The following is a 22,122-nucleotide window of genomic DNA, read 5'->3' as shown; positions in this document are numbered from 1 at the left end:
AGAGTGTCCGCAGATGATTGCCACTGGCCTTCTGTGGTACTCTACGCGCCATTTCCATGCAATCGACAGAATAGAAATTATGAGTGTACGTTTAGTGTTAGCCAAAGGGCGCGAGAAGTCATTGCTGCGCCGCCATCCCTGGGTCTTTTCCGGCGCGGTTGCGCGTATGGAAGGTAAAGCCAACCTCGGTGAAACCATCGATATCGTTGACCATCAGGGGAAATGGTTAGCGCGCGGCGCATACTCGCCAGCATCGCAGATCCGCGCTCGCGTCTGGACGTTCGATAAAGATGAAACCATCGATATCGATTTCTTCGTCCGCCGCCTGCAGCAGGCTCAGCAGTGGCGTGAGTGGCTGGCAAAACGTGACGGGCTGGACAGCTATCGGCTGATCGCCGGTGAGTCCGACGGTCTGCCGGGCGTGACCATCGATCGCTTCGGCAACTTTATGGTGCTGCAGCTGTTAAGCGCAGGTGCGGAATATCAGCGTGCTGCCCTGATCAGCGCCCTTCAGTCTCAGTTCCCTGAATGCGCCATTTATGACCGCAGCGATGTGGCGGTGCGTAAAAAAGAGGGCATGGAGCTGACGCAAGGGCCTGTTACCGGTGAATTACCGCCTGCCCTGCTGCCTATCGAAGAACACGGCATGAAGCTGCTGGTGGATATTCAGGGCGGCCACAAAACAGGTTACTACCTCGACCAGCGTGACAGCCGTCTGGCAACCCGTCAGTACGTGGCGAACAAGCGCGTGCTGAACTGCTTCTCCTACACGGGCGGTTTTGCGGTGTCTGCGCTGATGGGCGGCTGTGCCCAGGTCGTTAGCGTGGATACATCACAGGAAGCGCTGGACGTGGCGAAACAGAACGTTGAGCTAAACAAGCTGGACCTGAGCAAAGCGGAGTTTGTACGTGATGACGTCTTCAAGCTGCTGCGTAAATATCGCGATCAGGGCGAGAAGTTCGATGTTATCGTCATGGATCCGCCTAAGTTTGTGGAAAACAAAAGCCAGCTGATGGGTGCATGCCGCGGGTATAAAGATATCAACATGCTGGCTATCCAGCTGCTGAACCCGGGCGGGGTTCTGCTCACGTTCTCCTGCTCCGGCCTGATGACCACAGATTTATTTCAGAAAATCATCGCCGATGCCGCAATAGATGCTGGTCGTGATGTACAATTTATAGAGCAGTTCCGTCAGGCGGCCGATCATCCGGTGATCGCTACCTACCCGGAAGGGCTGTATCTGAAAGGGTTTGCCTGTCGCGTCATGTAACTTGAAAAGAGAAATATTGCCCTCACATCCTGTGTAAGTAATGTTTCCCGGGAGGTGACTATGATTGCCAGCAAATTCGGTATCGGCCAGCAGGTCCGCCACACCTTGCTTGGGTATTTGGGTGTGGTCGTGGATATCGACCCGGAGTATTCCCTTGACGAACCGTCAGCCGACGAGCTGGCGGTTGATGCAGAGCTTCGTGCCGCGCCCTGGTACCACGTGGTGATGGAAGGTGACGACGGGCAACCCGTTCACACCTACCTCGCTGAGGCGCAGTTAAGCAGTGAGCTGCAGGATGAACATCCGGAGCAACCCACGATGGATGAATTAGCGCAGACTATCCGCAAGCAGTTGCAGGCACCGCGCCTGCGCAACTGAGCGTGTAAAAAAAGCCCGGTAATCGGGCCTTTTTTTACTTAGCCAGCCCCAGCCGGGGGATTTCAATGGCAGGGCATCTGTCCATAACCACCTGTAAACCCGCCTCGCGCGCCAGTACGGCAGCCTGTTCGTTGATGACGCCCAACTGCATCCACAGCGTTTTCGCACCAATGGCAATCGCTTCCTGCGCGACACCCCATGCCGCCTCGGAATTACGGAACACATCTACCATGTCCACTTTTTCCGGTACATCGTTAAGCGTGGCGTAGCCCTGCTGGCCTAATAACGTCTTTCCCGCCACTTTCGGCGAAACGGGGATCACGCGATAGCCCTGATCGAGAAGGTATTTCATCACGCGATAACTTGGACGATCCGGTTTATCGCTGGCACCCACCAGCGCAATAGTGCGCGTGGATGTCAAAATCTCGGCAATATCATTCTCTCTCATGCTTTTTCTCCTGGCTTTTTTCAAAGTGTACGCCAAAGCGCACATCTCAACCATTCATCCCATACAGATGTATGAGGGCAAAACGGTGATTTATGTCTATATGTTAGTAAACGTGATTATCGAAAAATTTTGATACATTCTTGCGGGTATAATTTTCAACTGGAGTCACCTATGAAAACCGGCATTGTCTCTGCTGTGATTGCGTTAGTGATGCCGGTTTGCGTTTTTGCAACCACGCTTCGGCTCTCTACTGATATTGACCTGCTGGTGCTGGACGGAAAAAAAGTCTCCAGTTCATTATTGCGCGGCGCAGAGAGCATCGAACTGGATAACGGGCCGCATCAGCTGGTGTTTCGGGTAGAAAAAACGATCGGTCTTGCGAATCATGAACAACGGATGTACATCTCTCCCCCACTGATTGTCAGCTTTAATACCCAGCGGGTCAGTCAGGTAAACATTACCCTGCCGCGGCTTGAGAGCGAAAAAGAGTCCGTCGCTTTCGACGCCGCGCCGCGCGTTGAGCTGCTGGATGGGGATTCGATGCCGATCCCGGTGAAGCTTGATATTCTGGCACTAACCACCTCGCCAAAAGGCACGGACTACGAGGCCGCAACCGAGTCTTATAACAAAGCGGGTAAACGCGCCTCTCTTCCGCAGTTTGCCACCATGATGGCCGACGACAGTACGCTGTTATCCGGTGTTTCAGAGCTGGATGTTATACCGCCTCAGTCCCAGACGCTGACGGAGCAACGCCTGAAATTCTGGTTCCAGCAGGCCGATCCCGATACGCGCGCCCGCTTTTTGCAGTGGGCAAAACAACAACCTTCGTCGTAAGCCACATTTTTTACGCCTTTCTCTTGCAGCATCAGGCGGTTCCCGTCATCGTGTAGTCAGTTAACCTGATGGATATGATTATGGAACTGACAACACGCACGCTCCCGGAACGCAAACATATTGCTCTGGTTGCGCACGATCACTGTAAACAAATGCTGCTTAACTGGGTTCGCCGCCATCAGTCATTGCTGGAAAAGCACGCCCTATCAGCGACCGGTACAACCGGCAATCTGATCCAGCGCGAAACGGGTCTCGAAGTGAACGCCATGCTGAGCGGCCCGATGGGCGGCGATCAGCAGGTAGGCGCACAGATTTCGGAAGGGAAAATTGATGTGCTGATTTTCTTCTGGGATCCGCTGAACGCGGTTCCGCACGATCCGGATGTTAAAGCGCTGCTGCGCCTGGCGACGGTGTGGAATATTCCGGTGGCAACGAACCTGTCGACGGCGGATTTCATCATTGAATCGCCGCAGTTTAACTCGCCGGTGGATATCCTTATTCCGGACTACCAGCGCTATCTTTCCGAGAGACTGAAGTAGCTTTTTTGCCGGGTGGCGGCTATGCCTTACCCGGCCTACAAAATCTTGCCTGACATCGCTATGGTTTGCGCGCCACCAGCACATCAATACTCTTCAGAATATCGACAAACACGGATGGCTCCTCTTTATTGAACAACAGCCATACGCGATGACGCGCGCGGGTTATCGCCACATACAGCAGACGTCGCTCTTCTGCATCCGGGAAATCTTCCGGCACCGGCAGCAGGGCCTCTTCCATCACCGACTCGCGGGCCGGGGCCGGGAAACCGTCGCTGCCCTCTTTAAGCCCCACCACAATCACATAATCAGCCTGCTGCCCTTTGCTGGCGTGAATTGTCATAAATTCAAGCTGCAGTTTCGGCCAGCGTGTAGCGGCCTTTTCCAGCGCGGCCGGTTTGAGGTGATGATAGCGCGCCAGCACCAGAATGCGTTCGTCGGGTTTCGCGTAGCCGCTCAGTTTATCCAGTAGCGGCTCAAGCTGATCTTCTGCTAACAGGGTGACCGCTTTTTTATCCCCCGGCGTCAGGCTGTTGAGCGGTTTGGTCAGCTGGTGCGGGTTCTGCTGAATAAAGCGGTTGGCTATTTCGCCTATGCGCGCATTGAAGCGGTAGGTGGTGTCCAGATCGCTGCGATCGCCTTCGCCAAAATAGTGGTGAAACGCTGTCGTCAGTGAAAGCTGCGCCCCGCTAAAGCGATAGATGGCCTGCCAGTCATCCCCCACCGCAAACAGCGACGTATGTTTGTTCTGCGCCCTCAGCGCAGAGAGCAGAGCGGCACGCTGCGGAGAGATATCCTGAAACTCATCCACCAGTATGTGCTTCCACGGGCTGACGAAACGTCCTTTCTCTAAAATGATAATGGCCTGATGGATAAGCCCGGAGAAATCGACGGCGTTCTCCTCTTTCAGTGCCGTTTTCCAGGCTTTTAGCATCGGAGCCATCAGCTTCACGCGCTTTGAAAACACCGCGCGGATCGCCTCCGGGGCACTTTCAATCATCTCGGCCTGCGAACCGCCGTGCATGCGCATCAGGCTGACCCAACGATCGAGACGCGAGCCGAGCCGACGTGCCAGCTTGTCATCCTGCCAGAAACTGCCTTCCGGCACCGCCCAGTTCAGCTCTTCCTCCAGCCACTGACGCCAGCCTTTTGCCTGTGCTTTTTTCTCACTGCACTGTTGCCGCCACGTTTTAATGAACAGCGCCTGGCGCGCCTGCGTGTCGTTTTCCAGCTTACTGATGGACGGGACTTTCTTGCTGCCCTGCTGAATGATATGCAGCGCAAGCGCATGAAACGTTCTGGCCGAGATATCCTGGGTATGCAGTCTCGCCTGGATACGTTCGTCCATCTCCTGTGCGGCTTTGCGACCAAATGCCAGCAGCAGAATCTGGTCTGCAACGGCCTCGCCAGTGGTCAGAAGCCAGCCTGCGCGAGCCACCAGCACCGAGGTTTTACCGCTCCCGGCACCCGCAAGTACCAGCAGCGACTGTTCACCGTTGACCACCGCACGCGCCTGCGCAGGGTTAAGCGGCGATGACTCGACCGTGCTGAAGAAATCAGCATATTGGGTGAGCATGGCATCGGTCCAGGCCTGGTTATGCGTCAGGCGACTTTTATCAATATCGCTCAGCCATGCCTGGCACTTCCGCCATGCATCGCGGCAATTTTCAAACTCATTGAGACGCGCTACGGGGAACGGCAACGCAGTCAGCGCCTGTTTTATTTTTTGCTGCAGTCCCGCAGTTTGCTGGCGCGTGAGCCATTTGTGTTGGGCATCGCCCTGCGCGATTTCATCCAGTACCTGCTGCAAAACCTGGGCGGCAATCACGCTCATATCCTGGCTCCACTGCTGCCAGAGCGTGTTCAGATGGTAATGAAAACGCTGGGTTTCCCCCCACTCGGTGCCGTGAAGGCGCACCACTTTATCGGCAGGCAAAACGAACTCCAGCTCGCCCCACACCAGCCCACGTTTACAGTGGATCGCCAACATTTGATTGAAAGGAATGAGATATTCGTGGCGTTCCCCGGAGACTTTCACTCCCGCGTTAAGGAGCACAACCTTGTCGTAAGGGTGTTGAGCCAGGCGTTTGCCCATTGACGTTGCTTTCAGTTCCATATCCAGCCGGATCCACGAAGAGATAATTTGCCTGATAGTTTAACTGCCAGTTTTAAGGTGCTCCAGCCTAAAAAAACGTTACAATCAGTGGGCGTTAATTTTATCGAAAGGAAGTGAGGGTTTATGCGTACCGTTCTGAATGTGTTGAATTTTGTGCTGGGCGGTTTTGCCACCACCCTTTCCTGGCTTTTTGCCACTCTGGTCAGCATCGTGCTTATCTTTACCCTGCCGCTGACGCGCTCCTGCTGGGAAATCACCAAACTCTCCTTTATTCCCTACGGTAATGAGGCTGTCCACGTTGATGAGCTGAACCCGGAAGGTAAAAACGCGCTGATGAATACCGGCGGCACCGTACTGAATATTCTGTGGCTGATTTTCTTTGGCTGGTGGCTGTGCCTGATGCACATTTTTGCCGGTATCGCCCAGTGCGTGACGATTATTGGCATTCCTGTTGGGATCGCGAACTTTAAAATTGCCGTCATTGCCCTGTGGCCGGTTGGACGTAGGGTCGTCCCGGTTGAGGTGGCGCAAGCCGCGCGTGAGGCCAATGCTCGCCGTCGTTTTCAGTAATAAGGACTGGCCGCGCTCATGCTAAGCCCACTGCTTCGCCGTTATACCTGGAACAGCATCTGGCTTTATAACGTCAGAATTTTTATCGCTCTTTGTGGCACCGTTGCCCTGCCGTGGTGGCTGAATGACGTTAAGCTCACGATTCCGCTCACGTTAGGGGTGGTTGCGGGGGCGCTTGCGGACCTCGATGACCGTCTGGCCGGGCGTCTGCGCAACCTGGTTATCACTCTTGTCTGTTTCTTTATTGCGTCCGCGTCTGTCGAGCTGCTCTTCCCGTGGCCCTGGCTATTTGCCTTAGGCCTTACGCTCTCCACCAGCGGCTTTATTCTGCTCGGCGGGCTTGGACAGCGTTATGCCACCATCGCATTTGGCGCGCTGCTGATTGCTATTTACACCATGCTGGGCGTGTCGCTGTACGATCAGTGGTACCAGCAACCCGTACTGCTATTGCTGGGGGCCATCTGGTATAACCTACTGACGTTAACAGGGCACCTCATCTTCCCGGTGCGCCCTCTGCAGGATAATCTTGCTCGCAGCTATGAGCAGCTGGCTCATTATCTGGAGCTGAAATCCCGGCTGTTTGACCCGGATATCGAAGAGGAAAGTCAGGCCCCTCTTTACGATCTGGCGCTGGCAAACGGCCAGCTGGTCGCCACGCTGAACCAGACCAAAGCCTCCCTGCTGACCCGACTGCGCGGAGACCGCGGCCAACGCGGGACGCGAAGAACACTTCACTACTACTTTGCCGCTCAGGACATCCATGAACGCGCCAGCTCTTCGCACGTTCAATATGCCGCCCTGCGTGAAACGTTCCGCTACAGCGACGTGATGTTCCGCTTCCAGCGGTTACTTTCCATGCAGTCTCAGGCGTGCCAGCAGCTAGCGCGTTCAATTTTACTGCGAACGCCCTATCAGCATGACCCGCGGTTTGAGCGCGCGTTTAGCCATCTTGATGCGGCAATCGACCGCGTGCAGGCCAGTGGAACCGCACCGGAACATATAAAAGCGCTGGGGTTTTTGCTTAATAACCTGCGGGCAATCGATGCTCAGCTCGCGACGATTGAATCCGAGCAGGCGATGGCCATGCCGGGCAACGATGCCGATAATCAGCTTGCTGATGACAGCGTGCATAGCGTTAGCGACATGTGGCTGCGGCTGAGCCGCAATTTTACGCCGGAATCTGCTCTATTTCGTCACGCGGTGAGAATGTCACTGGTCCTGTGCGTGGGTTATGCGTTTATTCAAATAACCGGTTTACACCACGGCTACTGGATCCTGCTCACCAGCCTGTTTGTCTGCCAGCCCAACTATAACGCCACCCGCCACCGCCTGGCGTTACGTATTATTGGAACGCTGGTAGGCGTCGCCATTGGCCTGCCGGTGCTCTATTTCGTGCCGTCCATCGAAGGCCAACTGGTGCTGATCGTCATTACCGGCGTACTGTTCTTCGCCTTCCGTAATGTGCAATACGCCCACGCGACGATGTTCATCACGCTGCTGGTTTTACTGTGCTTTAACCTGCTGGGAGAAGGGTTTGAAGTTGCCCTGCCCCGCGTGATCGACACGCTCATTGGCTGCGCTATCGCCTGGGCGGCGGTGAGTTTCATCTGGCCCGACTGGCGTTTTCGTAATTTGCCGCGTGTGTTAGACAGGGCGATGAATGCAAACTGCCGGTACCTTGATGCGATCCTTGAGCAATACCACCAGGGGCGCGATAACCGCCTTGCTTATCGCATTGCCCGACGCGATGCGCATAACAGCGATGCGGAACTGGCGTCGGTGGTCTCGAACATGTCCACGGAACCGCGCGCCACCGCGGAAATTCGGGAAACCGCTTTTCGTCTGCTGTGTCTGAATCATACGTTCACTAGCTATATTTCTACGTTGGGCGCACACCGTGAGAAACTGACCAACCCGGGCATTCTCGCCTTACTGGATGATGCTGTCTGCTACGTCGATGATGCGCTTCATCATCGGCCAGCCGATGAGCCGCGCGTTCAACAATCGCTGGATGAACTGGCCCAACGTATTGCCCACCTTGACCCGGGCGCCGACAACAAAGCCCCGCTGGTCCTGCAGCAAATCGGCCTGCTGATTGCCCTGCTGCCGGAAATCTGCCGGCTGCAGCAGCAGATCGCTACCTTGAGGAATGATGCTCCTGACTCTCGGGCAGCGCATTAAACCACTCTGTCAGCTCCCGGCGAATGTCGGCCGGGAGCGCCGCTTCATGTAGCCCTTCGATGGCACCTTCCAGCGCGAACAGCACCTTAATACTTAAGGCCTTGTTTTTGGACCTCATCTTTAACCAGCATTTCCTGGCGCCCAGTTCCCGTAAGGTTTCCTCATTAGTGATGCCTGCTTCTAAAAGCAGCACCTCAAGTTGAAAGGTCAGGTTCGGAAGATCTTTTAGCCGGTTGCGCTGATGGCGCTGGCAGCGCTCCTTCCTTGCCGCGTCGAGAGCAAAGGAGGAAAGCTGGAGCAATTTGTCCCTGTCCTGCCACAGCCCGTCGTCCACCCGATAATAATTAAGCAGGACGGGACGGCCCCGTTTCATCAGCGTCAGAAACGAAGAGGCGTTTTTTACACAATACCTGGCACTTTCTTCACAGGCCCGGAGGTAGAGTTCCCCCTCCGACACCATCGCGAACACCGCATTATCCACCGCCAGGGTGTACCCACCGAATAGCGCCCGATGATGAATTTCGCCTAACGGCGAGAGGTATTCCTGCGATTTATAAATCCGCTCATAAGATATCTTTTTCATGATAATTCCATTTAAAATCAATTATTAACAACGATATTTCTCACTAACGGATCCGTTAGCAGGAAAATAGGCAACTTATTGCTGGAGGGCAAGATGATTTTTTATGGCGCACCAAGAATGGGTGAAATTTGCGAGTCTCTTTCCGAAAATGAGGTTGATCTTTATGCATACAGGGGTTACTGTATATCCATACAGTAACTACAGGGCTGGAATGAATATGTACACTTCAGGCTATGCAAATCGCTCAACATCTCTCTCTTCTACCGCTGGCAATGTCGCGCAGAAATCCGTCGGGCGTGATTCTACAGGGCTTATCAGTGAAGTGGTTTACCGTGAAGACCAGCCTCTGTTAACGCAACTCTTATTACTGCCGCTGTTGCAACAGCTTGGTCAGCAATCACGCTGGCAGCTTTGGCTAACGCCACAACAAAAATTGAGCCGCGAGTGGGTTCTGTCTGCGGGCCTGCCGCTGGCGAAAGTGATGCAGATTAACCAACTCTCACCCTGCGATACGGTAGATTCAATGATTCGGGCCTTACGCACAGGGAATTACAGTGTGGTGATCGGATGGCTGCCTGATGAACTGTCGGAAGAGGAACACTTGAGACTGACGGAAGCAGCGGAAGAAGGTCACGCGATGGGGTTTATTATGCGACCGGTTCGTGCAGATTCTTATCGCAGAGGACAACATTCCGGGCTAAAAATTCACTCAAATTTGTATCATTGAGTGAAATTAGGAGTTTTCCTGGAATTTTTTTCGACCATAAGATGCAGAAATAGTTCAACGCGTCAAATCTTCGGCAAGGCTTGTCTGGAGCGGTTCTCGTTAATTTTGCTGCACAATTTTCGTTCAAAAAATGTTAAATATTAGGTATACGGAACTTTTTTTTTCATATGCCTGACAGACTTCACACTTGTAAGTTTTCATCTACGTTGTAGACTTTACATCGCCAGGGGTGCTCGGCCTAAGCCGAAGATATCGGTAGATTTATATTTGACCACGCCCCCCGGTGAAGGATTTAACCGTGATTTCTCTGCAGAGATCTTCATGGCAAATTTTGGATGATAACGAGGCGCAAAAAATGAAAAAGACAGCTATCGCGATTGCAGTGGCACTGGCTGGCTTCGCTACCGTAGCGCAGGCCGCTCCGAAAGATAATACCTGGTATGCAGGTGGTAAACTGGGCTGGTCTCAGTTCCATGACACCGGCTGGTACAACAGCAGCCTGAACAACGATGGCCCGACTCACGAGAGCCAGTTGGGTGCAGGCGCGTTCGGTGGCTATCAGGTTAACCCGTATGTTGGTTTTGAAATGGGTTACGACTGGTTAGGTCGTATGCCATACAAAGGCGACAACGTCAATGGCGCTTTCAAAGCTCAAGGCGTTCAGCTGACCGCTAAACTGGGTTACCCAGTAACTGACGATCTGGACGTGTACACCCGCCTGGGCGGCATGGTATGGCGTGCAGACTCCAGCAACAGCATCGCTGGCGACGACCATGACACCGGTGTTTCCCCAGTATTCGCTGGTGGCGTTGAGTGGGCTATGACCCGTGACATCGCTACCCGTCTGGAATACCAGTGGGTTAACAACATTGGTGACGGTGCTACCGTTGGCGTTCGTCCAGACAACGGCATGCTGAGCGTTGGTGTTTCTTACCGTTTCGGTCAGCAGGAAGATGCTGCACCAATCGTAGCTCCAGCTCCGGCTCCAGCTCCAGAAGTACAGACCAAGCACTTCACTCTGAAGTCTGACGTTCTGTTCAACTTCAACAAAGCTACCCTGAAACCAGAAGGTCAGCAGGCACTGGATCAGCTGTACACCCAGCTGAGCAACCTGGATCCTAAAGATGGTTCTGTAGTGGTTCTGGGCTTCACCGACCGTATCGGTTCTGACGCTTACAACCAGAAACTGTCTGAGAAACGTGCTCAGTCTGTAGTTGATTACCTGGTATCTAAAGGTATCCCAGCTAACAAGATCTCCCCACGTGGTATGGGCGAATCTAACCCAGTGACCGGTTCTACCTGTGACAACGTGAAAGCTCGCGCTGCACTGATCGACTGCCTGGCACCAGATCGTCGCGTTGAGATCGAAGTTAAAGGTATCAAAGACGTTGTAACTCAGCCTGCGGCATAAGTTATCGTCTTATAAAAAAACCCCGCCATGCGGGGTTTTTTATTGTCTGAAGAAAAGTAAGAAACTACTTTTTACCCAGCAGAGCCTGAAGATCGTTCTTCAGCGTCGACATCTGGCTGGCATACTTCTCTTTGTGCTCGGCATCTTCAATCAGTTGTACTACGGTCTCTGACAGCGTTTTTCCTCGACGTTGCGCTAGCCCCGCCAGACGCTGCCAGACCATAAACTCCAGGTCGATTGATTTTTTACGGGTGTGCTGATGCTCAGCATTAAAATGCCGTTTTCGCCGCGCACGGATAGTTTGCTTCATCCGGTTTAACAGGGCGGGATTAATATGCTTCTCAATCCAGCTATTCACCTGTACCGGTTCATTTTCGAGGGTCAGCAAAATATCCACGGCCTCTTGCGCAGCGCTGGCTTCGATGTAGCAGGTGATCAGCTCCCCTTCACGGTGCTTTTTGACCAGGTACTTCCATTTCCAGCCGCTTTCGAGATTTTCCAGTTGTTGATATTTCATTGCGATCTCAGTGTTACCACGTAACTCTGTTCAGAATATCAGTTTTTTGGCAATCTGCTGAAAAGAAATCATATCCTGTGAAACATCGCTTGAGATTCACTCATTGAAATCCCCGATCCTGCTTGGGAAGAGCCCCCCGCTTACGGTATACTCCACGGTTTTACATCTGACTAAAAAACATCAACTTTGACCATTACGAAACTAGCATGGCGTGACCTGGTTCCGGATACCGAGAGCTATCAGGAACTGTTTGCACAGCCAGACCTCGCACAAGCACACGAATTCATACTTAGCGATACACAACCGCGTTTGCATTACGCGCTGGAGCAGGTGTTAAGCCCATGGGCAACATCTCCCTTCATGCTGCTCAAAGCCCCGGAAGAAGCCGAGTATTTGACGCTTCTGGGTGATGCCATGCGCGAGCTGAAACCGGAAGCGAATGCTGTTTTCGGCGGCGAGTATCGTATCACAGGACATAATGTCACTTTCGCCCCCGCTACGCAGGCTGATGACCGTTTTGCAGCGCAGGGCGAAGTCGTTACCGCTAACTGGGTCGAAGCAGAACAACTGTTTGGTTGTCTTCGTCAGTTTAACGGTGAGCTCTCCCTGCAGCCAGGGCTGGTGCATCGCGCAAACGGCGGTGTACTTATTATTTCCCTGCGCACCCTGATGTCGCAACCGCTGCTGTGGATGCGTCTGAAAACGATCGTGAGCCAGCAGCGCTTCGACTGGGTAGGCTATGACGAGTCTCGCCCTCTGCCTGTATCCATCCCGTCAATGCCGCTCTCTCTAACCGTCGTGCTGACGGGGGATCGTGAGTCTCTGGCCGACTTCCAGGAAATGGAGCCAGAGCTGGCGGATCAGGCGGTTTACAGCGAATACGAAGACAACATTCAAATTGCCGATGCGGATGATATGGCGCAGTGGTGCCAGTGGGTGATGGCCGTTGCTGAACGTTTTGCGCTGCCAACCCCTGCGGCTGACGCATGGCCGGGCTTAATCCGCGAAGCGGTACGCTACACCGGCGACCAGGAAACCCTGCCGCTTTGCCCACTCTGGATCGGCAAACAGCTGCGTGAAGTGGGTGTAATCAGCGGCGAAGGCGCGTTCACAGGCGAACAATTGACCCAGATGCTTGCCCAGCGTGAGTGGCGCGAAGGCTATCTTGCGGACCGCATGCAGGATGAAATCCTGCTGGAACAGATTCTGGTCGAAACCGAAGGCGAACGAATCGGACAGATTAACGCCTTGTCCGTAATTGAGTTCCCCGGCCACCCCCGTGCGTTCGGCGAGCCTTCCCGTATCAGCTGTGTCGTTCACATTGGCGACGGTGAATTTACGGATATTGAGCGAAAAGCGGAGCTGGGTGGAAACATTCATGCTAAAGGCATGATGATCATGCAAGCTTTCCTGATGTCCGAACTGCAGCTTGAGCAGCAGATCCCCTTCTCTGCGTCCCTGACGTTTGAGCAGTCCTACAGTGAAGTCGATGGCGATAGCGCCTCAATGGCCGAGCTGTGTGCCTTGATCAGCGCCCTGGCAGAAGTCCCGATTAATCAGAACATTGCCATTACGGGTTCCGTGGATCAGTTTGGCCGCGCCCAGCCGGTCGGTGGTCTGAACGAGAAAATCGAAGGCTTCTTCTCCATTTGTCAGCAGCGTGGGTTAAACGGCAAACAGGGCGTTATTATCCCTGCGCCAAACGCGCGCCATTTGAGCCTGAGCCAGGAACTGCTTGATGCGGTGGAACAGGAACAATTCACCCTGTGGGCCATCGAAGGCATTGAGGATGCACTACCCTTACTGACAAACCTGGTATGGGATGGCGAGGGTCAAACCACGCTGATGCAGACCATTCAGGAGCGCATTGCTCAGGCAACACAGCCGGATGCTCGTCATCGTTATCCCTGGCCGTTACGCTGGTTAAGTTGGTTTAGTTCAAACTGATCGGACTTGTTCAGCGTACACGTGTTAGCTATCCTGCGTCCTTCACTAAAATAAGGCTTACTGAGAACATGGTAGATAAACGCGAATCCTATACAAAAGAAGACCTTCTTGCCTCTGGTCGTGGTGAACTGTTTGGCGCTAAAGGCCCACAGTTACCGGCCCCAAGCATGCTGATGATGGACCGTGTCGTGAAAATGACCGAAACCGGCGGTAACTTCGATAAGGGTTACGTAGAAGCAGAACTCGATATCAACCCGGACCTGTGGTTCTTCGGTTGCCACTTTATTGGCGATCCGGTAATGCCTGGCTGCCTGGGCCTCGATGCGATGTGGCAGCTGGTTGGCTTCTATCTGGGCTGGCTCGGTGGCGAAGGCAAAGGCCGCGCGCTGGGCGTGGGTGAAGTGAAATTCACCGGTCAGGTACTGCCTACCGCGAAGAAAGTCACCTACCGTATCCACTTCAAGCGCATCGTTAACCGTCGTCTGATCATGGGCCTGGCGGATGGTGAAGTGCTGGTAGATGGTCGTCTGATTTATACCGCGAACGATCTGAAAGTGGGTCTGTTCCAGGATACCTCTGCTTTCTAAGCCCGGCTTTTAGCTGCTTCATAAAGGCGAAACCTCCGCTGTGCGGAGGTTTCTTTTTTAAAGAGACGCTATCAAGCAAGTACTGCCCTGTCTCCGATGGCTTCTCGCCAGCCCCCTAACCATTGAGACCTTTGGTTCAAAGTCTGATAGGGACACATTTCTTTAGAACGTCCGGCGATGCCAGCCTGATAACCACGTTGATGAGCTCTTTCCAGGCGATCTCGTTTCTGTCTCTTCATGCCTCGTTTCCCTCATTCTTTTGTCTGGTGGAAAGAAAACAGTGATTGCAAAGTGTGCAAGCACAGATAACGAATAACCCGAATTAGCCTCAGCGTCAACGTTCAAAATTCATACGGGTGTCATATTTGTGAGCTAAGCAGAAGATCATTTGTACAAAAATGTGATGCAGCACAAGTAACAACCTGAAGCCAAAACGAAAGAAAAGCCGCAATCAGCGAAAATCTGATAGCGGCTTTTGTCGATGAATTTTACTTATGGCAGTCTGGAAATCTCTCTGGCGATACTCGCAGACTCCTGCGCCCAACCCTGGGCCAGCACTTTCACCATCTCATCATATCCATCTTTTTGCTGCTTCATTTCCAGATGGAAAGGACGCTTAATCAGCTGCCCCTGATGATTCAGCAGCCATTCTCCACTCACCACAACGACGCCATCATAGCGACCGTGGAAGCCCGTCACGGTGACGTTAAGCGTGTCCTGGTCGCTTCCCAGCGGCTGTGACGCAACAACCCAGCCAGGAAGCTGGCTGCTGAGATTCGCCACCAGCGTATTGCGCAACTGCTGGTCCAGCGGGCTGGCCCACAGGTTATTGTTGGCAATAACGTACTGCACATCGCTGGTTTGATACACCACGCCATTGCCAGCCAGATAATCCGGCACCGCAACCTGCTCCACCCATAACAGACGGTTGCCCTGCGAGGCGGTGCTTTGTGCGCTCGCCTGGGTCGTCAGCGGTAACTGATAGTAGCTTTTGTTATCACTACCCGAGCTACAGGCCGTTAATACCATCGCTCCTGCAATCGCTAGCCATTTTTTCATTGTTTAGCCCTCTTCGGCTCAGGATCCTTTTTATCTTTCGCTTCGAACACCAGTGCGTTGCTCTTCTCATTGAGCGTTTTCAGCACAGGCTGCAGTTCACGTAAGACCTGATCAAGACGTTGCATATCGGCCACCATCTTGTTGTACGCCGCTGAACCCGGCTGGAAGCCCTGCATGCTACGGTTGAGTTCACGCAACGTTTTCTGCATATCCTGCGGCAGTTGCTGCATGGACTGGCTTGCCGTGATCTTATTAATATTATCCAGCGTCGTTTGCAGACGTTGCATCGTCGCCTGACTTTGATGTAACGAACCGGTCGCGGCTTCCAGCATCGGATTAAGCGGCAGATTGTTAATCTTATCGAGCGTATCCATCAGACGCTGCTGGATTTGCGCCAGACCGCTGCTGACCGTTGGGATAATTTTATAGCCCCCGAATTCACGAATACCGGTAATCGCTGGCGCTTTAGGATAGAAGTCCATATCCACATACAGCGCACCGGTGACCAGGTTTCCGGTTTTCAGCGAGCCTCGCAGACCGCGCTCCATCAGCTGGCTGATATGGGTGGCAATATCCTGATTTTCGCCAATCTGGTTGAGCAGACGCTCCGGCTCAATGCGGATCAGCACCGGAATACGGTAATCGTCATCCAGCATCTGCTGAAGACCCGGCACGAAGAACGGAACCTGTCCAACCGTTCCGAGTCGAATGCCGCGGAATTCGACCGGTGCACCCGGCTGAAGGCCACGGACCGAGTCCTTAAAGAACATCAGGAAGTCAACGTGATCGGTATAGAGCGCATCCTGAATACTTTTTTGATCGTCAAAGAGTCTGAACGCCGTTTTCTCTGCAACCGGCTGGCCCAAATCCTGCCCTTCCGGCACGTCAAAACTGACGCCACCGCCAAACAGCGTGGTCAGGGAGCCCATTTCGACACGCATACCCGCCGAGGTCAGATCTACCGCGATCCCACTGTCTTTCCAGAAGCGGACGTTGCTGGTGACCAGACGATCGTTTGGCGCATTGATGAAGAGCTGATAGCTAATGGTGCGTTTTTGCGCGTCAAACGTACTGGTTTCAACTGAACCCACGCGATAGCCGCGGAACAGCACGGGATCGCCTGGCGAGAGCTGTCCGGCTTTTTTACTGTCCAGGATCACGCGAATGCCTTTCGCATCCGGCGGCGCAAGCGGCGGAGAGTCCAGCAGCTCGTATTGTGCCGGCTGGCTCCCTTTCTTACCCGGCTGCAGCTCAATATAAGCGCCGGACAGCAGCGTCCCCAACCCGCTGATCCCCTCACGTCCTACCTGCGGTTTAACCACCCAGAAAACCGAGTCGCCATGCAGCAATTTTTCCATACCGGAATTTAAACGCGCCTTGATTTCAACGTGCGTCAAATCATCCGTCAGGGTTGCACTTTCAACCACGCCCACATCCACACTGCGGCTTTTGATGGTGGTTTTGCCCCCCTCAATACCTTCTGCATTGGTGGTGATAAGCGTGACTTCCGGTCCCTGATGGCTGTAATGATAAAACAGGATCCATGCACCGATCAGCGCGGTTACGATGGGGAAAATCCACACCGGAGACCAGTTCTTGACCTTCTGCACTTTCGCCTCTCCACTCTTATTTTCCATGCTCTTACTCTTCCTCATGGCTTGACTCGGGCTCACGATCCCACGATAAACGAGGGTCGAAGGTCATGGCCGCAAACATGGTCATAATGACGACCAACGCAAACATTAGCGCTCCCATTGCGGGATAAATACTCATCAGTCCTCCCATGCGCACCAGCGCAGAGAGAACGGCAATGACAAACACATCAATCATTGACCAGCGGCCAACAAATTCAACAACTTCGTAAATCAGGTGCATGCGTTCGCTGTCGCGTTTGCCGTGACCTTTGGCGTCCCAGCAGAGCCAGGCAATGGCGATCATTTTTAAGGTTGGCACCATAATGCTGGCGATGAAGATCACGCCAGCCACCGGATAGGATCCTTCGCCCCACAGCAAAACGACCCCAGCAAGGATGGTTGAGGGCATTTTGTCGCCGAGTAAATCGGTGATCATAATGGGCAGAATATTGGCTGGCAGATAGAGCATGATTGACGTGACCAGCAACGCCATCGTCCACTGCAGGCTATTTTTACGACGTACATGGCCTTTCGTTTCACAGCGAGGACACACATCGAGATCCGCGGGCAGAACGGCGGTACAGCATGAGCAAGAGCGCAGCCCCTGACGGATACCCGGCACACCGACCTTAACCGTCTGCGCAAGCGTCGGTGCTGGCGCGATGTCATCCCACGCCCATCGCCTGTCTACGCACTGGAAGGCGCGCAGCTGTAATACACAATAAAGGCACCAGGGAATAAAGCTACTGCCAATTCCCACATCACCATAGGCCATCAGCTTGACGAAGCTGACCAGAATCCCCGCCAGAAAGATCTCGGCCATCCCCCAACTTTTCAGCTGGAACAGGATACGCGCGAGTTTAATTTTAAGGGATGTGGGCATCCTGACGCGGTTTACCAGCAACAGGATCACCACCAGACAGAACGCCGGGACGATTTGGACAAAGAGGAGGAAAAAGGTGCCGAGGCTGGCGTAATCTTCCGAGAACATCACGCCAGGAATTTCAAGCAGATCGACCTCGCTGGTCATGCCGCCCACTTTCATATAAATGAAAGGGAAGAGGTTGGAAAGCAGCAACATGAACAATGCAGCAAGAGCATAAGCAGTGGGACGCTGCCTTGGCGCGTCCCACTCCGTCGTCAACGTTGCGCCGCAACGTGGACACAGGGCTTTATGTCCGTGACCAAGCTCTGGCAACGCCACGAGCATATCGCATTGCGAGCATAATATATGCCTGTCGGCGTGGTGCTGGTCACACATAGTTAATCCCTGTTTATGCGCCGTTTTTCAGAGACTCGAGGTACTCCCAGCGCTCAAATGCTTCTTCCAGGGCTTTTTCAGCCGCGGACAGTTCAGCCAATATTTTCTGAGTATAGTCGTGCGGCTGCGTAAAGAATGACGCATCAGCAACCTGAATTTGCAGCGTTTCAAGAGCAGCTTCCAGTTCTTCAAGACGCTGAGGTAAGCCTTCCAGTTCGCGCTGCAGGTTATAGCTCATTTTAGCAGGAGTTTTTTTGACAGTTTCTGCTTTCGCTACAACCGGATCCGGTGCACTTTTGGATTTTGCCTGTTTTTGCAGCAGCGATTGAGTTTGTTGTCCACGCGCGTCATGATAACCGCCCACGTATTGACCAATCCGGCCTTCACCTTCAAAAATCCAGCACTCGGTCACGGTGTTATCAACGAACTGACGATCGTGGCTCACCAGCATCACGGTTCCCTGATAGCCGTCGATTAACTCCTCCAGTAATTCCAGCGTTTCGACATCCAGATCGTTGGTTGGTTCATCAAGAATCAACAGGTTACTTGGCTTCAGGAACAGACGTGCCAGCAGCAGACGATTTCGCTCGCCGCCAGACAGCGCGCGTACCGGTGTCATTGCGCGTTTCGGATGGAACAGGAAGTCCTGCAAATAACCCAGCACGTGGCGCGGCTTACCGTTAACCATCACTTCTTGCTTACCTTCAGCGAGGTTATCCATCACCGTTCTGTCCGGGTCAAGCTCCGCGCGGTGCTGGTCGAAGTAGGCCACTTCCAGCTTCGTACCACAGTGAACGCGGCCGCTATCAGCCTGCAGCTGGCCTAACATCAGCTTGAGCAGCGTGGTTTTACCACAGCCGTTCGGGCCAATAAGGGCAATTTTGTCGCCACGCTGAACCTGAGCGGAAAAGTCTTTCACCAGCACTTTACCGTCAACCTGGTAATTCACATCTTCCATCTCAAAGACGATTTTGCCCGAGCGGGATGCCTCTTCCACCTGCATCTTCGCGCTACCCATCACCTCACGGCGGGCGCTACGCTCGTTACGCATCGCTTTTAACGCACGCACGCGGCCTTCGTTACGGGTACGGCGGGCTTTGATACCCTGGCGGATCCAGACCTCTTCTTGCGCCAGCTTGCGGTCGAACTCAGCGTTTTGCAGCTCTTCTACGCGCAGGTTTTCTTCTTTTTCCAGCAGATAGGTGTCGTAATCGCCAGGATAGGTCACCAGTTTGCCGCGATCGAGATCGACAATGCGGGTCGCCATGTTGCGGATAAACGAACGATCGTGTGAAATGAAGATGATGGTGCCGTTGAAGGTCTTCAGGAACCCTTCCAGCCAGTCGATGGCTTCAATGTCCAGGTGGTTGGTCGGTTCGTCAAGCAGCAGCACTTTCGGGCCGCTGACCAGCGCGCGTCCCAGTGCCGCTTTACGCAGCCAGCCGCCGGAAAGTGATGCCAGTTCCATATCCGCATCCAGACCTAACTGGTCCAGCACTTCAGTGATACGGCTTTCAAGCTGCCACAGGCCGTGATGATCCAGCAGTTCCTGCAGGCGCGCCATTTCATTAAGATTTTTTTCGCTCGGGTCGGTCATCACCAGATGCGAAATTTCATGATAGCCCTTCAGGTATTCAGCCTGTTCAGAGATCCCTTCCGCAACGAAGTCGTAGACGGTACCCGCCACGTTACGCGGTGGATCCTGCTGCAGTCGCGAAACAATCAGATCCTGCTCGTAAACGATACGGCCGTCATCCAGGCCCTGCTCACGGTTAAGGATCTTCATCAGCGTGGATTTACCCGCGCCGTTACGGCCTACCAGACAAACACGTTCGTTATCTTCAATGTGCAGTTCAGTATCGTCGAGAAGGGGCGCATCGCTGAAAGACAGCCAGGCGCCGTGCATGCTAATTAGTGACATTTATATTTCCTTTCAGACCGCTGAGATTAACCAGCAGTTATGGATCTGACGGTTACGGGCAAAGTCCTGAGACAGCGTTTTCTGGCTGATTTCTTGCGCTTTCAGTCCCAGCGTGGCTAAGCCTTCATGATCCATGCGGAAGCCGCGTTTGTTGTTCGAGAACATAATGGTGCCGCCTTTACGCAGCAGGCGTTTCAGGTCGGTCATCAGGCGCAGGTGATCGCGTTGAACATCAAAGCTATCCTCCATACGCTTGGAGTTAGAGAAGGTCGGTGGATCGATAAAGATGAGATCGAACTGCTCGTCGGTATCACGCAGCCAGCCCAGCACGTCGGCCTGCATCAGGCGATGCTGGCGTCCGGTCAGGCCGTTCAGACGCAGGTTACGCTCCGCCCACTCCAGATAGGTGCGAGACATATCCACCGTGGTGGTGCTGCGCGCCCCGCCCAGACCTGCATGCACGCTCGCGCTACCGGTATAGGAGAATAGGTTCAGGAAATCTTTGCCCTTGCTCATCTGGCCCAGCATGCGGCGCGCGATACGGTGGTCAAGGAACAGGCCGGTATCAAGATAGTCGGTCAGGTTTACCCACAGGCGCGCGTTGTACTCGCCCACTTCGATAAAGTCGCCCTTCTCGCCCATCTTCTGATACTGGTTTTTGCCCTTCTGGCGCTCACGGGTTTTCAGCACCAGTTTGTTCGGCGTAATGCCGAGCACGGCGATGGTGGCCGCAATCACATCCAGCATGCGCTGACGCGCTTTTTGCGCATCGATGGTTTTCGGTGGCGCATATTCCTGAATCACCACCCAGTCCGCGTAGCGGTCAACCGCCACGTTGTACTCCGGCAGGTCAGCGTCGTACAGGCGGTAGCATTCAATCCCTTCCTGCTTTGCCCATTTCTCATATTTCTTCAGGTTCTTGCGCAGTCGGTTGGCGTAATCTTCCGCCACGCCGGACGGCTTGCTGTCCGCCGCTTTCTCTGCCAGATGGTAGTTCTTCTGCACGCAGTCCAGCGGGCCGTTTTTCGCCTTAAACTGGCGATCGGCACGCAGCTGCAGGCAGCTCAGCAGCTCCGGTGAGGCGCTAAACAGGGAGAGATTCCAGCCACCGAAGTAGTCCTTCATATTGCGGCCCAGCAGGCTGTGCAGGGCAATCAGCGCCGGCTCGCTGTCCAGACGCTCGCCGTATGGCGGGTTACTGATTACGGTGCCGTACGGGCCTTTTGGCAGCGGGTTGGTCAGGTTCGCCACGTCTTTCACGTCGAAGGTGACCAGCTCGCCGATACCTGCGCGACGGGCGTTGCTGCGCGCGCGCTCAATGACGCGCGGGTCGCTGTCCGAACCGTAGAAGTGGGAGGTGTACTCCGCCAGGCCTTTACGCGCGCGGGTCTGCGCATCGTCTTTGACCTCTTTCCAGAGTGCATCATCGTGCTGTGCCCAGCCTTTAAAGCCCCAGTGGCCGCGATGCAGCCCCGGCGCGCGGTCAGTTGCCAGCATGGCTGCTTCTATCAACAGCGTACCAGAACCACACATTGGGTCGAGCAGCGGCGTGCCCGGCTGCCAGCCGGAGCGCATGACGATGGCGGCGGCCAGCGTTTCTTTGATCGGCGCCATACCGGTGCGATCGCGGTAGCCGCGCAGGTGCAGACCCGCGCCGCTCAGATCGAGAGAGATACTCGCCGTGTCGCCGTTCAGCCAGACGTTAATACGCAGATCCGGATTTTCGCGATCGACGTTTGGACGCTCCTTATTTTTACGCGTGAAGCAGTCCACAATGGCGTCTTTTACGCGCAGGGCACCGTACTGGCTGTTGCGGATCTCGTCGTTCACGCCGTTGAAATGCACCGCAAAGGTGGCATTTGGCGTGAAGATCTCTGTCCAGTCGATCATCTGTACGCCGGTATAGAGGTCCAGGTCGCTATAGACCTTGCACTCTTTCATCGGCAGCATGATGCGCGACGCCAGACGGCTCCACATCAGGCTCTGGTAAATAAGCCGCGTGTCGCCCTCAAAATGGACACCACCCTGAACCACCTGACACTCTTGCGCGCCCAGGCTTTCCAGTTCAGTTTTTAACAGCTCTTCCAGCCCACGGGCCGTACTGGCAAACAGAGAATTCATATCGTCACTTTTACTCTTAGA

Annotated in this window: 20 protein-coding genes; 10 read left to right on the top strand and 10 right to left on the bottom strand. The window is 54.0% G+C overall.

Annotated features, from left to right (window positions below):
* The first annotated feature begins 79 nt into the window (after window positions 1-79).
* Both rlmI and hspQ read left to right on the top strand, forming a co-directional pair.
* Entirely contained in the window at window positions 80-1,270 is a 1,191-nt protein-coding gene (rlmI, locus tag HV355_RS17215) for a 23S rRNA (cytosine(1962)-C(5))-methyltransferase RlmI (protein ID WP_108416029.1), read from the top strand.
* A gap of 60 nt (window positions 1,271-1,330) precedes the next feature.
* Complete coding sequence (gene hspQ / locus HV355_RS17210; RefSeq protein WP_010429359.1) at window positions 1,331-1,648, top strand: heat shock protein HspQ; 318 nt, start codon at window positions 1,331-1,333, stop codon at window positions 1,646-1,648.
* 34 nt (window positions 1,649-1,682) lie between these two features.
* Here the strand turns inward: hspQ and HV355_RS17205 are convergent, their stop codons facing one another.
* Window positions 1,683-2,096 (bottom strand): CoA-binding protein, encoded by a 414-nt coding sequence (locus HV355_RS17205; protein WP_182402794.1) that lies wholly within the window; start codon window positions 2,094-2,096, stop codon window positions 1,683-1,685.
* A 171-nt stretch (window positions 2,097-2,267) separates the two neighbouring features.
* Here HV355_RS17205 and HV355_RS17200 point away from each other — a divergent pair, with 171 nt between their 5' ends.
* Together HV355_RS17200 and mgsA are read left to right on the top strand one after the other, a co-directional pair.
* Window positions 2,268-2,930 (top strand): DUF2057 family protein, encoded by a 663-nt coding sequence (locus HV355_RS17200; RefSeq protein ID WP_174339306.1) that lies wholly within the window; start codon window positions 2,268-2,270, stop codon window positions 2,928-2,930.
* 80 nt (window positions 2,931-3,010) lie between these two features.
* The gene (gene mgsA, locus HV355_RS17195; protein ID WP_008499922.1) at window positions 3,011-3,469 is read left to right on the top strand and encodes a methylglyoxal synthase; all 459 of its coding nucleotides are present in this window, start codon (window positions 3,011-3,013) and stop codon (window positions 3,467-3,469) included.
* Window positions 3,470-3,527: 58 nt separating this feature from the next.
* Here the strand turns inward: mgsA and helD are convergent, their stop codons facing one another.
* On the bottom strand, window positions 3,528-5,582 hold the full coding sequence (helD, locus tag HV355_RS17190; RefSeq protein WP_182402792.1) for a DNA helicase IV: 2,055 nt from the start codon (window positions 5,580-5,582) through the stop codon (window positions 3,528-3,530).
* Between the two features lie 123 nt (window positions 5,583-5,705).
* Between helD and HV355_RS17185 the strand changes: the two genes are divergently transcribed.
* Window positions 5,706-6,152 carry a YccF domain-containing protein gene (locus HV355_RS17185; RefSeq protein ID WP_100165146.1) on the top strand — a complete coding sequence of 149 codons (447 nt, stop codon included), beginning with the start codon at window positions 5,706-5,708 and terminating at the stop codon, window positions 6,150-6,152.
* Between the two features lie 18 nt (window positions 6,153-6,170).
* The gene (yccS, locus tag HV355_RS17180; protein ID WP_089598375.1) at window positions 6,171-8,333 is read left to right on the top strand and encodes a YccS family putative transporter; all 2,163 of its coding nucleotides are present in this window, start codon (window positions 6,171-6,173) and stop codon (window positions 8,331-8,333) included.
* On the opposite strand, the gene HV355_RS17175 is transcribed toward yccS, so the two are convergent.
* Window positions 8,290-8,916: a TfoX/Sxy family DNA transformation protein gene (locus tag HV355_RS17175; protein WP_042719042.1), complete on the bottom strand. Its 627-nt coding sequence runs from the start codon at window positions 8,914-8,916 to the stop codon at window positions 8,290-8,292. The two genes, yccS and HV355_RS17175, sit on opposite strands and share 44 nt — an antisense overlap.
* A 217-nt stretch (window positions 8,917-9,133) precedes the next feature.
* Here HV355_RS17175 and sulA point away from each other — a divergent pair, with 217 nt between their 5' ends.
* On the top strand, window positions 9,134-9,643 hold the full coding sequence (sulA, locus tag HV355_RS17170; protein ID WP_089598374.1) for an SOS-induced cell division inhibitor SulA: 510 nt from the start codon (window positions 9,134-9,136) through the stop codon (window positions 9,641-9,643).
* 355 nt (window positions 9,644-9,998) lie between these two features.
* Entirely contained in the window at window positions 9,999-11,054 is a 1,056-nt protein-coding gene (gene ompA, locus HV355_RS17165; RefSeq protein WP_010429345.1) for a porin OmpA, read from the top strand.
* Between the two features lie 64 nt (window positions 11,055-11,118).
* Here ompA and matP read toward each other — a convergent pair whose 3' ends face one another.
* Complete coding sequence (gene matP / locus HV355_RS17160) at window positions 11,119-11,571, bottom strand: macrodomain Ter protein MatP (RefSeq protein WP_010429344.1); 453 nt, start codon at window positions 11,569-11,571, stop codon at window positions 11,119-11,121.
* Window positions 11,572-11,757: 186 nt separating this feature from the next.
* Between matP and HV355_RS17155 the strand changes: the two genes are divergently transcribed.
* Window positions 11,758-13,518, top strand: coding sequence for a Lon protease family protein (locus tag HV355_RS17155; RefSeq protein ID WP_182402790.1), 1,761 nt, complete (start codon window positions 11,758-11,760; stop codon window positions 13,516-13,518).
* Window positions 13,519-13,586: 68 nt separating this feature from the next.
* On the top strand, window positions 13,587-14,105 hold the full coding sequence (gene fabA / locus HV355_RS17150; RefSeq protein WP_010429339.1) for a bifunctional 3-hydroxydecanoyl-ACP dehydratase/trans-2-decenoyl-ACP isomerase: 519 nt from the start codon (window positions 13,587-13,589) through the stop codon (window positions 14,103-14,105).
* Between the two features lie 71 nt (window positions 14,106-14,176).
* On the opposite strand, the gene rmf is transcribed toward fabA, so the two are convergent.
* The 6 genes from rmf to rlmKL all read right to left on the bottom strand — a co-directional run bounded on the left by rmf (window position 14,177) and on the right by rlmKL (window position 22,101).
* On the bottom strand, window positions 14,177-14,344 hold the full coding sequence (gene rmf / locus HV355_RS17145) for a ribosome modulation factor (RefSeq protein WP_010429337.1): 168 nt from the start codon (window positions 14,342-14,344) through the stop codon (window positions 14,177-14,179).
* Window positions 14,345-14,597: 253 nt separating this feature from the next.
* The gene (gene pqiC, locus HV355_RS17140; protein ID WP_042713752.1) at window positions 14,598-15,164 is read right to left on the bottom strand and encodes a membrane integrity-associated transporter subunit PqiC; all 567 of its coding nucleotides are present in this window, start codon (window positions 15,162-15,164) and stop codon (window positions 14,598-14,600) included.
* Window positions 15,161-16,801: an intermembrane transport protein PqiB gene (gene pqiB, locus HV355_RS17135; protein ID WP_108416024.1), complete on the bottom strand. Its 1,641-nt coding sequence runs from the start codon at window positions 16,799-16,801 to the stop codon at window positions 15,161-15,163. The genes pqiC and pqiB overlap by 4 nt, the downstream gene beginning before the upstream one ends.
* A gap of 4 nt (window positions 16,802-16,805) precedes the next feature.
* A complete protein-coding gene (gene pqiA / locus HV355_RS17130; RefSeq protein ID WP_120158485.1) occupies window positions 16,806-18,059 on the bottom strand; it encodes a membrane integrity-associated transporter subunit PqiA in 1,254 nt (417 codons plus the stop codon).
* A gap of 13 nt (window positions 18,060-18,072) precedes the next feature.
* Window positions 18,073-19,980, bottom strand: coding sequence for an ABC transporter ATP-binding protein (locus tag HV355_RS17125; protein WP_182402788.1), 1,908 nt, complete (start codon window positions 19,978-19,980; stop codon window positions 18,073-18,075).
* Between the two features lie 12 nt (window positions 19,981-19,992).
* Window positions 19,993-22,101: a bifunctional 23S rRNA (guanine(2069)-N(7))-methyltransferase RlmK/23S rRNA (guanine(2445)-N(2))-methyltransferase RlmL gene (gene rlmKL / locus HV355_RS17120; protein WP_182402786.1), complete on the bottom strand. Its 2,109-nt coding sequence runs from the start codon at window positions 22,099-22,101 to the stop codon at window positions 19,993-19,995.
* Window positions 22,102-22,122: the final 21 nt, after the last annotated feature.

Source organism: Enterobacter sp. RHBSTW-01064, from assembly GCF_014103035.1.
In the GTDB taxonomy this organism is placed as follows: Bacteria; Pseudomonadota; Gammaproteobacteria; order Enterobacterales; family Enterobacteriaceae; genus Enterobacter; species Enterobacter mori.
This window is presented reverse-complemented; position numbering and strand designations above follow the sequence as displayed.

Coding starts and splice junctions, on each gene's coding strand:
- rlmI (WP_108416029.1), top strand. CDS start 80: ATGAGTGTACGTTTAGTGTTAGCCAAAGGGCGCGAGAAGTCATTGCTG.
- hspQ (WP_010429359.1), top strand. CDS start 1,331: ATGATTGCCAGCAAATTCGGTATCGGCCAGCAGGTCCGCCACACCTTG.
- HV355_RS17205 (WP_182402794.1), bottom strand. CDS start 2,096: ATGAGAGAGAATGATATTGCCGAGATTTTGACATCCACGCGCACTATT.
- HV355_RS17200 (WP_174339306.1), top strand. CDS start 2,268: ATGAAAACCGGCATTGTCTCTGCTGTGATTGCGTTAGTGATGCCGGTT.
- mgsA (WP_008499922.1), top strand. CDS start 3,011: ATGGAACTGACAACACGCACGCTCCCGGAACGCAAACATATTGCTCTG.
- helD (WP_182402792.1), bottom strand. CDS start 5,582: ATGGAACTGAAAGCAACGTCAATGGGCAAACGCCTGGCTCAACACCCT.
- HV355_RS17185 (WP_100165146.1), top strand. CDS start 5,706: ATGCGTACCGTTCTGAATGTGTTGAATTTTGTGCTGGGCGGTTTTGCC.
- yccS (WP_089598375.1), top strand. CDS start 6,171: ATGCTAAGCCCACTGCTTCGCCGTTATACCTGGAACAGCATCTGGCTT.
- HV355_RS17175 (WP_042719042.1), bottom strand. CDS start 8,916: ATGAAAAAGATATCTTATGAGCGGATTTATAAATCGCAGGAATACCTC.
- sulA (WP_089598374.1), top strand. CDS start 9,134: ATGTACACTTCAGGCTATGCAAATCGCTCAACATCTCTCTCTTCTACC.
- ompA (WP_010429345.1), top strand. CDS start 9,999: ATGAAAAAGACAGCTATCGCGATTGCAGTGGCACTGGCTGGCTTCGCT.
- matP (WP_010429344.1), bottom strand. CDS start 11,571: ATGAAATATCAACAACTGGAAAATCTCGAAAGCGGCTGGAAATGGAAG.
- fabA (WP_010429339.1), top strand. CDS start 13,587: ATGGTAGATAAACGCGAATCCTATACAAAAGAAGACCTTCTTGCCTCT.
- rmf (WP_010429337.1), bottom strand. CDS start 14,344: ATGAAGAGACAGAAACGAGATCGCCTGGAAAGAGCTCATCAACGTGGT.
- pqiC (WP_042713752.1), bottom strand. CDS start 15,164: ATGAAAAAATGGCTAGCGATTGCAGGAGCGATGGTATTAACGGCCTGT.
- pqiB (WP_108416024.1), bottom strand. CDS start 16,801: ATGGAAAATAAGAGTGGAGAGGCGAAAGTGCAGAAGGTCAAGAACTGG.
- pqiA (WP_120158485.1), bottom strand. CDS start 18,059: ATGTGTGACCAGCACCACGCCGACAGGCATATATTATGCTCGCAATGC.
- HV355_RS17125 (WP_182402788.1), bottom strand. CDS start 19,980: ATGTCACTAATTAGCATGCACGGCGCCTGGCTGTCTTTCAGCGATGCG.
- rlmKL (WP_182402786.1), bottom strand. CDS start 22,101: ATGAATTCTCTGTTTGCCAGTACGGCCCGTGGGCTGGAAGAGCTGTTA.